Source organism: Thalassolituus sp. ST750PaO-4 (genome assembly GCF_020320405.1).
Classification (GTDB): Bacteria; Pseudomonadota; Gammaproteobacteria; order Pseudomonadales; family Oceanobacteraceae; genus Venatoribacter; species Venatoribacter alkanivorans.
Genome location: NZ_JABVCB010000005.1, coordinates 647,834 through 660,800 on the forward strand (window position 1 = coordinate 647,834; position 12,967 = coordinate 660,800).

A 12,967-nucleotide genomic window follows, 5' to 3' on the forward strand; every position below is an offset into this window, starting at 1 on the left:
ATGTTTTGCTTGAGCCTGACTGTTGTTGCAAGGAAGTCCGTATGCTGACGTACCCTGATATTGATCCTGTTGCGGTCGCGATTGGCCCGCTGAAAATTCACTGGTATGGCCTGATGTATCTGCTGGCGTTTGCTTCGGCCTGGGGCCTGGCTAATTACCGTGCCCGCCGTCCCGGATCAGGCTGGACGCCGGAGCAGGTGTCGGATCTGATTTTTTATGGCGCCATGGGGGTTATCCTCGGTGGCCGCTGCGGTTATGTGCTGCTGTATAATTTTCCGCAATTTCTGCAGGACCCTTTGTGGCTGTTGCGGGTATGGGAAGGCGGAATGTCGTTCCACGGTGGTCTGCTGGGTGTAATGGCCGCACTGGCGTGGTTTGGGCATAAGTATCAGAAGAACTTCTTCGACGTTGCCGATTTTGTTGCGCCACTGGTTCCGGTTGGTCTGATGTTTGGCCGTTTCGGTAATTTTATTGGCGGTGAACTCTGGGGCCGGGTGGCTGATCCGGCGCATGTGCCCTGGGCGATGGTGTTTCCACGTGCCGGCGAGCTGCCACGCCACCCATCACAGTTGTATCAGGCAGCATTGGAGGGTTTCCTGCTGTTTGTTATCCTCTGGTTTTATTCGTCCCGGCCACGGCCACAGAAAGCCGTCAGCGCCATGTTCCTGATTGGTTATGGCCTGTTCCGCACGATTGCCGAATTCTTCCGCGAGCCGGATGCACATATCGGTTTTGATTTATTTGGCTGGATGAGCCGCGGCCAGCTGCTCAGTCTGCCGATGATTGTTATAGGGATCATCCTGCTGGTTATCGCTTACCGCAGCCCGAAATCCGGAGAACAGAAAGTATGAAGCAATACCTCGATCTGATGCGCCATGTACGCGAAAACGGCACCTTTAAAGAAGACCGTACCGGCACTGGCACGTACAGCTGTTTTGGCTATCAGATGCGCTTCGATCTGAGTGAAGGCTTCCCGCTGGTAACCACTAAAAAGCTGCACCTGCGCTCTATTATTCATGAGTTGCTGTGGTTTCTGAGTGGTGATACCAATATCCGCTATCTGAAAGAAAACGGCGTCTCTATCTGGGATGAGTGGGCCGATGAAGACGGCAATCTGGGGCCGGTGTACGGCTCGCAGTGGCGCAGCTGGCCAACCGCCGATGGCCGTCATATTGATCAGATCACCCAGGTAGTGAACCAGATCAAAAACAATCCTGACTCGCGCCGCCTGATCGTCAGCGCCTGGAATGTCGGCGAAATTGAGAATATGGCGTTACCGCCATGCCATGCGTTTTTCCAGTTCTATGTGGCTGACGGCAAATTATCCTGCCAGCTGTATCAGCGCAGCGCCGATATTTTCCTCGGCGTACCGTTCAACATCGCCAGCTATGCATTGCTGGTGTATATGGTGGCGCAGCAGTGTGATCTGCAGGTGGGTGATTTTGTCTGGACCGGTGGTGACGTGCATCTGTACGCCAATCATCTTGAGCAGACTGACCTGCAACTGTCGCGTGAGCCTATGGCGCTGCCAAAACTGGTGATTCAGCGTAAACCTGACAGCCTGTTTGATTATAAATTTGAAGACTTTGTGATCGAAGGCTACGAATCGCATCCTCATATCAAAGCGCCGGTCGCCATCTGATCGGCCGTTGATCGGCTATTGCTCCGTTCCTGTCCTGGGCAGAGGCGGAGCAGACAGCCACCTCCGCTGTAACAATTCTTTTTTGTAATTCTCGTTGTCCGGCCGGACGCCGCAGCATGCTTGTCTATACTGAAGGCATCTTTGACTGCCGGTGCTGCTGGTGAACCCATTACTTGATAGCGAATTGCCGACACTGCTGCTGTTCAGTGCGGATGAGACACTGTCGTTACCGCCGTTGCCAGATGTCAGTCTGCAACAGATGTTATCCCTCGATGACATCTGTGCGGCCTGGCTGGAAGCGCAGCAGGGGGTGGTTTGTCTGTCCAGTAAGCGCTTTGACCGGCATCTGGAAGCTGCGATAGCGCGTGTGCGGCTGATGCTGCCAGAAGCGCCGCTGGTGGTTCTGCTTGAGCACCTGAGTGATGAAACCAGACTGATTACCGCCGGTGTGCAGGAAGTACTGAGTTCGCATCAGGCACAGTCCGGCCTGCTGTTGCATGTGATGCAGATGGCGATGGCTCGCCGTCAGTACGACATTGATCAGAAACATGCCGCCCATCATGACCCCCTTACCGGGCTGGCGAACCGGGGATTGTTTCAGGACCGGCTGGATCATTGTCTGGTTCAGAGCCAGCGCCGTGGTCAGGATGTCAGTCTGCTGTTTGTGGATATCGACCGCTTCCGGGTAGTGAACGAACTGCATGGTCATCAGTTTGGTGATCTGCTGCTGATTGCCTGTGCGCAGCGCCTGCAGCAGACACTGCGCCGTTCCGATACCGTTGCACGTCTGGGTGGCAACAGCTTCGCTGTGATTCTTGAAGCCAGTGGTGATCTGGAAAACGAGTCCATGAGTGCTGCCGTTGCCCATAAAATCAGTGCTGCTTTTCAGAAGCCTTTCAGCATTGGCGATGAAGAAATTTTCTCCACCGTCAGTATTGGCATCGAGCTGGCCAGCCGGGTCAGTTACGACGCCGGGCAGCTGGTGCGTCATGCTGAACTGGCCCTGCATCAGGCCAAGCGCGAAGGACGTAACGTCAGCTATGTGTTCTGCCACCGCAGTTCACCGGCAGACAAGATCCGCGTGGGTCTGGAGAGTGCGTTGCATCATGCGCTGGAGCGTGAAGAACTGCGCCTGGCGTATCAGCCTCAGGTCAGTGTCAGTGAACAGCGCTTTACCGGTGTTGAAGTGCTGCTGCGCTGGGAGCATCCGGTGCTGGGCGATGTGTCGCCATCTATTTTTATTCCGGTGCTGGAAGAGACCGGACTGATCGAACGTTTCGGTGAATGGGTATTACGCAATGCCTGCCGCCAGTATGCTGATTGGCTGAGTCAGGGACTGGTGCCGGCAGACACTAAACTGTCGGTCAACCTGTCGCCACGTCAGTTCCGCCAGCGGGATCTGGCAGACAGCATTCAGCAGCTGCTGGCCGATGCCGGCCTGCCACCACAGAATCTGACGCTGGAAATAACCGAGAGCACGCTGATGTACAACCTGGACCATGGCGTACAGGTACTTAACCGCCTGCGCACATTGGGCGTATCGGTGGCGATTGACGATTTTGGTACCGGCTATTCATCTCTGGCCTATCTTAAAGATCTGCCCATCGACTACCTGAAAATCGACCGGATGTTTGTTAAAGACATCGTCACCGATAGCCACGATGCCGCCATTGCCAGCTCAATTATCAATCTGGCCCACAATCTGGGCCTGAAAGTGATTGCTGAAGGTGTTGAAGACAGTGAAATGCTCGATGTTCTGGCGGTTTTTGGCTGCGACCAATATCAGGGCTTTTTCTTTGCCCGGCCTTTGCCGGCTGATGATATCCCGCCGATGGTCGCGCGCTGCGCCTGACCGTAGCTGAAGCCCAGCCGTGTCTGGAGGCAGACGTAGCCTGAGACCAGACGGAGCATAAGCGCAGTGGTATGATGGCGCTTTTGCACAACGGAAGCTGGCTGTGAAATTTTCCCTGATCGTCGCCCTCGCCGAAAACCGTGTTATCGGTATCGATAATAAGCTGCCCTGGTACCTGCCTAACGACCTGAAATACTTCAAACAGGTCACCATGGGTAAAACCATTGTGATGGGCCGCAAAACCTATGAAAGCATCGGCAAGCCACTGCCGGGCCGTACCAACATCATCATTACCCGTCAGGCCGGTTATCAGGCGCCCAATGCGAACGACAGCGTAAAAGTGGTCGACTCGCTGCAGGCTGCCCGCGAACTGGCAGAGAGCATTGCGCTGATTAACGGTCAGGATGAAGCCATGATTATTGGCGGCGCTGAAATCTACAGCCAGGCGCTGACGCTGGTCGACCGTATGTATCTGACCGAAGTTCACGCCGAAGTCGAAGGCGATGCTTTCTTCCCCGAGTTTGAACGCAGTGCCTGGCAGGAAGTCGCACGCGAAGACTTCGCCGCCGAAGGCCCGAATCCTTATAACTACAGCTTTGTAGTGTACGAACGCGCCTGACCGGGTTTGCAACGGGCTTGAGCGGCTTCTGAACAATTGTGCTGATTTGCTGCGCTGAACCTGATATCAATAGTTGCGTCTAATCCCCGCCGCCGGAGCCTGTTCCGGCGAAGGACGGGACGCCACTCATTTGTTTTATCTGCTGCACAATCCCCTGATTCTGGCTTTAGGTGTATCGCTACTGCTGCATCTGTTGCTATTGGCTGTGCCGATGCAACAGGCAGCAAAGCCATCAGAGCTTATGCCAGTGCTTAGTCTGCAACTACAGTCTGCTTTGCCTGTGCCGACAGTCCCCGACAATGAGCCTCTTCAACGCGTGCCTGAACAACCCGCTACTCCTGCAGCAGAAAGCCCGGCAACAGAAAACCCCGCAGCTCCGGCACCTGCCGTACTGAATAACGCGCAGGAAACCTCAGAAAGCGCTGAACCTTTATTTATCTCGCCGCCGTTACTGCGGCTGCCGGCTGTCAATATGGATGCGGACTGGGGTGCGGAATGGGATGCCCCCAGTGAACCGCCCGGCGCGCAGTCATTAAAGGCTGTGCCTTTCGATCCGCGTCTGCGCCGTCAGCTGGATGCGGTGCGCAGTGAGCGGCCAGAGCCGCAACGTGATTTTATTGAAACCGGTGAGGCTGGCAGTCTTGCGCCACAGCCGTTGCGGGTAGGCGACCATTGCTTTCTCTACAGCGAAAAAGATGCGCTGGATGAAGACAGCTTTGATGTCTGGTCGCCGGTAACATGCGCGCAGTAGTGTGATATTTCCGCAATAAAAAAACGGGCCTCAGATGAGGCCCGTTTTTATACGCTTGCGGTTAAATCCCGGGTATCAGGACTCTTTAGCCTGAGCGCGCAGAATAAACTTCTGGATCTTACCGGTAGAGGTTTTCGGCAGCTCGCCAAACACCACGTGACGCGGAATTTTAAAGTGCGCCATATTGGCACGGCAGAAATCCATAATCGCAGCAGCGTCTTCTTCAGCACCCGGCTTCAGCTTGACGAAAGCACAAGGCGTTTCGCCCCATTTTTCATCCGGCTTGGCAACCACGGCGGCCTCTTCCACATCCGGGTGACGGTAAAGAATATCTTCCACTTCGATGGAGGAAATATTCTCACCACCGGAGATGATGATGTCTTTCGAGCGGTCTTTGATTTCGATATAACCATCTTCGTGCCATACCGCCAGATCGCCGGTGTGGAACCAGTCACCGGCAAAGGCTTCTTCGCTGGCGCGCGGGTTCTTCAGATAGCCTTTCATCACGATATTACCGCGGATGAAAATCTCACCAATGGTTTCGCCATCGCGGGCAACCGGCTGCAGGTTATCCGGATCGGCAACCATCAGATCCTGCTGCATCGGGCTCTTCACACCCTGGCGGGCCTTCAGTGCGGCGCGTTCACCCGGCGTGCGGCTGTTCCAAGCGTCGTCCCATTCACACACCACACACGGGCCGTAGGTTTCGGTCAGGCCATACACGTGGGTCACTTTAAAGCCCATGGCTTCCATACCTTCGATCACGGCAGCCGGAGGCGCTGCACCGGCCACCATGGCGTTAACCTGATGTTCGATGCCTTCTTTCATCTCGGCTGGTGCATTGTTCAGCATGTTCAGCACAATCGGTGCGCCGCAGAAGTGCGAGACTTTGTGATCTTTAATGGCGCCATAAATGGCGTCGGCGCGCACATGACGCAGGGAGACGCTGACACCGGCCGCAGCAGCGATGGTCCACGGGAAACACCAGCCATTGCAGTGGAACAACGGCAGAATCCACAGGTATACCGGGTGCTTGCCCATGTCCCAGGAAATAATATTGTTAGCGGCGTTCAGGTACGCGCCGCGGTGGTGATAAACCACGCCTTTCGGATTACCGGTGGTGCCTGAGGTGTAGTTCAGGGTAACGGCCTGCCATTCGTCCTGTGGCAGATCCCAGGCGAAATCCGCATCGGCTTTTTCCAGCAGCTGCTCGTAGGTCTGTTCGCCCAGCAGTTCACCGCCGTCAAAGTACGGGTCATCAACGGCAATCACCATTGGCTTAACCGCCAGCAGTTTCAGGGCTTTGCTGGCCACGTCGCTGAATTCGCGGTCGACAAACAGAATGCGGGTCTCGGCGTGCTGCAGAATAAAGGCTACGGCTTCTGCATCCAGACGGGTGTTGATGGCATTCAGTACCGCGCCACACATCGGCACACCAAAGTGCGCTTCAAACATCGGGGGAATATTGGCACACAGGAAAGAAACGGTTTCGCCGTGCTGGATACCCAGCGACTTCAGGCCAGAGGCCAGACGCACACAGCGCTCGTAGGTTTCGCCCCAGGTGTAGGTGGTGTCCTGATGAATCTGGGCGATGCGGTGCGGGTAAACAAAGGCCGCGCGCTGCAGATAGCTGATCGGCGATAAGGCGGTGTAGTTGGCCTGATTGGCATCCAGACCCATTTCATAAATGTTGTAGTGCTGCATACAGCCCCCGGATAAGCAATGAATACCGGCGCCTGACACACCCTTGTGCGTTGCGCACGCGATGAATGCGGCGCCGGAGAAAGGCAGGCATTAAAAGCCCGCACCTTCTGGGTGTGAATGCGACATAGGTATAAATGGCTAGGTAGTTCTACGGATCGGGGGCTGGTGGCGGGAGGTGCCAGTGCGCCCCGGATTCAGGGCGCGACAGGAGAGGCAGTGGCTTACTTCTGCGGCATTTTCTGCTTGATGCGGCCGGTGAGGAAGTCTTTGATCATCACCCAGTCACCCATAAAGCTCCACAGCGGATACTTGAAGGTCGCCGGCTTGTTGTGCTCAAAAAAGAAGTGACCAATCCAGGCCTGACCGTAGGCGGCAACAAAGGCCAGTGGGATCAGTGAGTACTGACTGCTCCAGATGGCATAGCTGATGATACTGATGGCACTCAGGGTGCCGGTATAGTGCAGCACCCGGCAGGTGCGGTTGGAATGTTCACCGAGATAAAACGGATAAAACTCCGCGAAGCTGTTGAACTCTTTGGCTGCCGGAGTGTATGCGGACTGCTTGCTCATGGTTACCTGCCTTGCCTGATGGCTTGTTATTAGTCGTTGTTGTTATGAGTTGTCTGATCTGTATTCAACATACGACAGCGCGATGGATGCAGATTGGCTTTTCGGGTCAAGTTGTTATCATAATGAGTCATTTATACCCGGAAGATTGTTATGTCACCGCCGCTACAGATCGGTCAGCCCCCTTTGGCGACGACCTCCAGCGCCTGGGTGCGTTTGCTGTTGCAGGGCGCGGAAGGCTTTGGCCTTAACAGTGCGCTGCTGTGTGAACAGTCCGGAATCGACGCTGCACTGTTGCAGGAGCCGCAGGGGCGGATTCCCCAGACCCGGGTAACGGCGTTGTGGAATGCTATCACCGCGGCTTGCCCGGATGATGATCTGGCCCTGGCCATTGGCCGTGATATCCGCCTCGAGCATGCGCCGGTGATCAGCTTCGCCATGCAGTCCAGCCGTAATCTGCGTGAAGCATTGGAACGGCTGCTGCGTTTTCACCGCCTGATCGGTGAAGCCATCGATTTACCACTGCAGGAAACCGCACAGGGTGTGCGTATCAGCTTTCATGCCCGCCAGCCCGTGCCGTTGTTGTCATTGCATACCTCCATGGTGGCGCTGGTGGCCATGGCACGCTGGCTGACCCATCAGCCGGTCAGGCCTCTGAGCGTCACCCTGCGCAGCCAACCGCCTAAACACCCGGAGCGCTGGCTGCATTATTTTGGCTGCCCGGTGCAGTTCGCCGCGCCACAGAACAGTATCGAATTCAGCCATGAGCTGCTGACGACAGCCGTTGCCGGTGCTAACCCACAACAGGCTGCGGCGCAGGATCTGGCCGCGCGTCATGCGCTGCAACAGCTGAACGAGCAACAGGCGCTGGCTCATGTGCGCTACTGGATCGAACAGTCGCTGGTACTGGGGGAGCCTGACCGCGCCTGGGTGGCTGGTTGTCTGGGATTAAGCATCAGCACCCTGCAGCGGCGCTTGCGTGCCCGTGGTGTGACCTTCAAGCAATTGCTGGAAGAGGTCCGGCGTGAGCAGGCACAGCGCTTATTGCAGCAGGGCGTGGCGCTGCCGGAAATCGCCCTGCGGCTGGGGTATCAGGAGCAAAGCAACTTTCAGCGGGCATTCAAGCGCTGGTTTGGAAAAACGCCGGGGCAGGCGAGAGGAGGAGGCCCTGGCAGGTTATAATAATAAAATTCTTATTTGCGAATAGTTATCGTTAGCTGTATTGTTCGCCGCCTTTGATATTGGTTCTCATTAACGGGTGGCTGCAATGCAACGTTTATTCCTGCCGGTTTTACCGGTTCTGTTTCTGTTGGGCTGTGGTGCGGACAGTGATAACAGCAATGCTCCGGACATCACAGCACCACAGCTCAGTGGTCAATTCCCCGCCGATTCGGCGATTGTACAAAGCCGTCTGCTGACATTGACGGGTAGCGTCAGCGACGACAACAAGCTGAGTAGCGTAGAAATTGTCAGCGATGGGCAAAGCTTTCCCGCTGACTTGCAGCTGGACGACGGTGGCCGTAGTGGGCAATTCAGTGCTGCACTCCGCTTGAGCGGTGGTCTTAATACATTTCAGATTGTGGTGAGCGATGCGGCTGGTAACCAGACCCGTGCAAGCCATCAGGCTTATTTCGGTAAGCGGGTAACGGCTGGTGGTGCGCACTCCGGCGCGATTGTTGAAGGCAAAACCTATGTCTGGGGTCGTAATAACAAAGGCCAGCTGGGACTGGGCATGACCAGCAAGCTGGCCAGTGACGAATCCCATCCGCTGACGCCGGTGTTACTGCCAATCAGCAAGACGTTTGTGTCGCTGGCGTTCAATCAGAATGCCTCACTGGCGCTGGCCGATGATGGCACGGTCTGGAGCTGGGGGGATGGCGCCAATGGTCAGCTCGGACTGGGCAGTGCAGCAGCAGAAACGGCAGATACAAGCACCCGGCTGACGCCGGTACAGGTGCCTGGCATCACTGATGCGGTGTCTGTTGTACGTGGTTACGGTCATTCGCTGGTGCTGCATAACGACGGCACAGTCTCTGCTTTTGGCAGCAATAATCTTGGCCAGTTAGGCGATGGCTCTGCCCTTAACCGTGATTATCCGGTGCGCTTAACTCTGACAGATATTGTGCAGGTAGCTGCATCGTCCGGCAGTTCTTATGCGCTGGATGAGCAGGGCGTTCTCTGGGGCTGGGGCGCCAATGACTACGCCAACCTGGGGTTAGCCAGCGAAGATACCGAGGTTCACAGCACGCCTGTGCAGATTCCGCTGCCGCAAGCGATTACTGCTGTAGCTGCCGGTCGTGATCATGTACTGGCGCTGGGTAAAAGCGGTCAGGTGTATGCGTGGGGTCTGAACTTCAGCAGTCAGGTGGGTTTATTTGTCAGCGAGCAATGGCCGGAAGTGGTCACAAGCCCGCAGCTGCTGCCGTGGTTCAGCGATGTGCAGGCGGTCTGGGCTAATGCTAATCAGAGTTTTGTGAAGCGCGCCGATGGCAAGGTCTATCCCTGGGGACAGAACATGCTTGGTACGCTGGGTATTGAGCAGGACGATGATGTCGAAGCACCACTGAGCCCGATTCTGCAATTTGATAATGCGCTGGATTTAGGTAACGGGGCGCTGCATACCCTTGGCCTGCGCGGCGATGGTCAGTTGTTCTCCTGGGGCTGGAGCTTTGAGGGATCGCTGGGCGGTAGTGATCTTATTAATCTGTGGGGCTACCGCGTACCGGTATTGGTATCCGTACCCGAAGCTGCAGCGGAAGCGGCAACATCTGCGGCGATGGTGACGTCAGCGCCATGATCCGCACTGGTTATTTACTGTTAATCGCGCTGCTGCTGACCGGCTGTGGTGCCTCCGATAACTCCGGCTCCGGCGCTGGCCAACAAACGCAGGTTTGGCTGCCGGTGGGTGGCGCGGCCACGGTTGAATGGCAGGCCTCATTAGGTTTTCTGCAGTTTATTCCGGGCCTGCCACTGGAGGAGCTGGCGCAGGTTTCGCGCGGTCGTGAGCTGTTTGTTGCTGACTGGGAAATGGCGCCCGGTGCACGCCCGCAACTCGATGGACTGGGACCGCTGTTTGTCGCCGGGGCCTGCGATCTGTGCCACACCGCCAACGGCCGTGCCGCCAGCTTACTGGCTGACGGCCAGATAGGCAGCGGCTTGCTGTTCCGTCTGGGCGACGCAAACGGCCGGCCTGATCCGCATCTGGGTGGTCAGCTGCAGCCGTTTGCCACCGTCGGGCGTGGCGAAGGCGATGTCAGCTGGCAGGATGATGGCTCTGGTAAGCCACAGTTTGTGCTGAGCAATCCGAGCCATGCACTGGCTGCCGGCATTCACCTTGGGCCACGCTTATCGCCGCAGCTTACCGGGGTCGGTTTGCTGAATCTGGTGCCGGAGGAACAGATTCTGGCTTATGAAGATGAACCGGACAGTAACGCTGATGGTATTTCCGGCCGCGCCCATCGCCTGCAGCGCGAAGGGCAGGACTGCATTGGCCGCTTTGGCTGGAAGGCGATGCAGTGTTCGCTGCGCGGACAAAGTGCCGGTGCTTTGCAACAGGATATGGGATTAACCAGCGTGGTGAATCCACAGGAGCCCTGCACGGAACATCAGGATATCTGTACCAGCCAACCGTCCGGCGGAAATCCTGAGGTCAGCGAGGAAGCGCTGGGCCAGATCAATGAGTTCCTTACTGTGTTAGCGGTGTACGGACGACGTGTCAGCGATAACGCGGCCTTTGAACGTGGGGCGCAACTGTTTGCCCAAACCGGCTGCGCGGCCTGTCACCGGCCGACATTAACAACCGCCACAGACGCCGTGCTGGCGCCGCTGCGCGGGCAGACGATCTATGCCTATACCGATTTGCTGCTGCACGACATGGGTGCAGATCTCAGCGACGGTGTCGGCGAGGGAAATGCGCAGCCACAGGAATGGCGTACACCGCCACTGTGGGGTTTGGGGTTGCTGGAAGGTGATGGTGTCAGCCGCTTCCTGCACGATGGCCGGGCGCAAAACTTGCCGCAGGCGATTCTCTGGCATGGTGGCGAAGGTCTGGCAGCAAAGCAGGCATTTGAGCAGCTGAGTCAGCAACAACGGGACGATTTACTCAGTTTCTTACGCGCTATCTGAGGTTTTATCTGCGAAACATGGAGCGGACATTATGGATGATGTCCGCTTTGCCCTCCGGCCCTGGCTGTCTGTCGGGCTTTGCTCCTTTCTGTTGATCCGGTGACGGCTTTTTTCGCTGAATTTCTCATGCTAATGGGTGGTTTTTGCTGCCATTCATTCGTTGCCATACAGTTTTAACGGGCCTCATATATAGCTGTCAGCGCGGCTTTTACTAGGGTCTGTGGCGTAAAAACCAGTACCGGTTGCACAAATGACCTGGGGATTTGTCTGTGCTCTTGTTTACAGAGGACAGAAATAGCTCTGATGCGTCTTCCCAAGCGGACAAAAGCTGATCTGCATTGCAGCAAAACCGCTAAGGTTTTCTGATAGGCTAGGGTTATAACAACCAGAATGTTCTCACTGTCACCCGCCGGTGGCAGTCACGGAGGAACGATCATGCTCTACAAAATGAATGCCCAGATTATGGATGCCATGCGCCCGGTGCATGTGCTCGCACGCCATACGCGCAATATGTTTTATCAGCCGTGGAATCCACTGAATTACGGCATCTTTTTTCGTACCGTACGTGCCACGATGGAGCTGACCGAACGACTGACCGATTATTACGAGCAGCCGGACTGGGATCTGGATACCACGGAAATCGATGGCCGTACGATCGGTATTGAATATAAAACCGTGATTGAAAAACCCTACTGCAATCTGCTGCATTTCCGCCGTCGTACCCGCGGTCTGGATCAGCCTAAGGTGCTGTTGCTGGCGCCGTTATCCGGTCACTTTGCTACTTTGCTGCGTGGCACTGTGCGTGAATTTTTACCGGACCATGAGGTGTATATCACCGATTGGCGCAATGCCCGCGATGTGCCCATGAGTGATGGCGGTTTCCGTTTCGATGATTACGTTGAGTACTTAATCGAATTTATGGAAAAGCTGGGCCCGGATACCCACGTACTGGCGGTGTGTCAGCCCTGCGTTCCGGCACTGGTAGCGGCTGGCTATATGGCGATGCATAACAACCCGAATCTGCCGAAAAGCATGAGTCTGATGGGTGGCCCGGTGGATGTGCGTATTAATCCGACCGATGTGAATGACTATGCTTCCGGCCGTGATCTGGAATGGTTTGAGGATAATGTTATCTGCCGCGTGCCGCCGGGTTTTAAAGGCCGTGGTCAGCTGGTTTATCCGGGGTTTATTCAGCTGACTGGTTTTATGTCGATGAATATGGACTCGCACATCAGTAAGCACTTCAAGTTTTTCAGTGATCTGGTGAAAGGCGACGGTGAAAGCGCTGAAGCCCATCGGCAGTTTTATAACGAGTATCTGGCGGTTATGGATATGCCGGCGCAATATTATCTCGACACTATCCGCCGGGTATTTCTGGAGCACCAGTTGCCTAAGGGTGAGCTGGAATTCCGTGGTGAAAAAGTTGATCTTAAGGCGATAAAAACGATGGCCCTGATGACCATCGAAGGTGAGCTTGACGATATTACCGGACGAGGCCAAACCGCCTGTGCCCTGGATTTATGCGCTGGTATTGCCAAGAGTAAAAAACAACATCTGGAAGAAGAGGGGGTTGGCCATTACGGTATCTTTAATGGCCGTAAATTCCGCGAAAGCATTGCCCCTAAAGTAAAAGCCTTTATGCAGAAACACGCCTGAGGCTTTATCAGGGCCGGGCCAATAAAAAAGCTGCCACTGTTATTAACAGAGG

The 12,967-nt window shown here is 55.7% G+C and carries 11 protein-coding genes; 9 read left to right on the plus strand and 2 right to left on the minus strand.

What is annotated here, in order from left to right:
* Positions 1-41 precede the first annotated feature (41 nt).
* The 5 genes from lgt (at position 42) to HUF18_RS05375 (ending at position 4,864) form a co-directional block, all read left to right on the plus strand.
* Positions 42-851, plus strand: a complete 810-nt coding sequence (gene lgt / locus HUF18_RS05355) for a prolipoprotein diacylglyceryl transferase (RefSeq protein ID WP_145467022.1) — start codon at positions 42-44, stop codon at positions 849-851.
* On the plus strand, positions 848-1,642 hold the full coding sequence (gene thyA / locus HUF18_RS05360) for a thymidylate synthase (RefSeq protein WP_225691409.1): 795 nt from the start codon (positions 848-850) through the stop codon (positions 1,640-1,642). Before lgt ends, thyA begins: the two co-directional genes overlap by 4 nt.
* Positions 1,643-1,802: 160 nt before the next feature.
* Positions 1,803-3,494: a putative bifunctional diguanylate cyclase/phosphodiesterase gene (locus tag HUF18_RS05365; protein WP_145467017.1), complete on the plus strand. Its 1,692-nt coding sequence runs from the start codon at positions 1,803-1,805 to the stop codon at positions 3,492-3,494.
* A gap of 103 nt (positions 3,495-3,597) precedes the next feature.
* A complete protein-coding gene (locus HUF18_RS05370; protein ID WP_225691410.1) occupies positions 3,598-4,113 on the plus strand; it encodes a dihydrofolate reductase in 516 nt (171 codons plus the stop codon).
* A 316-nt stretch (positions 4,114-4,429) separates the two neighbouring features.
* Positions 4,430-4,864, plus strand: a complete 435-nt coding sequence (locus HUF18_RS05375; protein ID WP_145467013.1) for a hypothetical protein — start codon at positions 4,430-4,432, stop codon at positions 4,862-4,864.
* 75 nt (positions 4,865-4,939) lie between these two features.
* On the opposite strand, the gene HUF18_RS05380 is transcribed toward HUF18_RS05375, so the two are convergent.
* Together HUF18_RS05380 and HUF18_RS05385 are read right to left on the minus strand one after the other, a co-directional pair.
* Entirely contained in the window at positions 4,940-6,568 is a 1,629-nt protein-coding gene (locus tag HUF18_RS05380) for an acyl-CoA synthetase (RefSeq protein ID WP_225691411.1), read from the minus strand.
* Positions 6,569-6,789: 221 nt separating this feature from the next.
* Positions 6,790-7,137 (minus strand): DUF962 domain-containing protein, encoded by a 348-nt coding sequence (locus tag HUF18_RS05385; protein ID WP_145467009.1) that lies wholly within the window; start codon positions 7,135-7,137, stop codon positions 6,790-6,792.
* Positions 7,138-7,287: 150 nt separating this feature from the next.
* Between HUF18_RS05385 and HUF18_RS05390 the strand changes: the two genes are divergently transcribed.
* The 4 genes from HUF18_RS05390 to HUF18_RS05405 all read left to right on the plus strand — a co-directional run bounded on the left by HUF18_RS05390 (position 7,288) and on the right by HUF18_RS05405 (position 12,915).
* On the plus strand, positions 7,288-8,316 hold the full coding sequence (locus HUF18_RS05390; RefSeq protein WP_225691412.1) for an AraC family transcriptional regulator: 1,029 nt from the start codon (positions 7,288-7,290) through the stop codon (positions 8,314-8,316).
* Between the two features lie 85 nt (positions 8,317-8,401).
* Positions 8,402-9,931 (plus strand): RCC1 domain-containing protein, encoded by a 1,530-nt coding sequence (locus HUF18_RS05395; RefSeq protein WP_225691413.1) that lies wholly within the window; start codon positions 8,402-8,404, stop codon positions 9,929-9,931.
* Positions 9,928-11,259, plus strand: a complete 1,332-nt coding sequence (locus tag HUF18_RS05400) for a di-heme oxidoredictase family protein (protein WP_225691414.1) — start codon at positions 9,928-9,930, stop codon at positions 11,257-11,259. The genes HUF18_RS05395 and HUF18_RS05400 overlap by 4 nt, the downstream gene beginning before the upstream one ends.
* Positions 11,260-11,694: 435 nt before the next feature.
* Positions 11,695-12,915 carry a polyhydroxyalkanoate depolymerase gene (locus HUF18_RS05405; RefSeq protein WP_145467001.1) on the plus strand — a complete coding sequence of 407 codons (1,221 nt, stop codon included), beginning with the start codon at positions 11,695-11,697 and terminating at the stop codon, positions 12,913-12,915.
* Positions 12,916-12,967 lie beyond the last annotated feature (52 nt).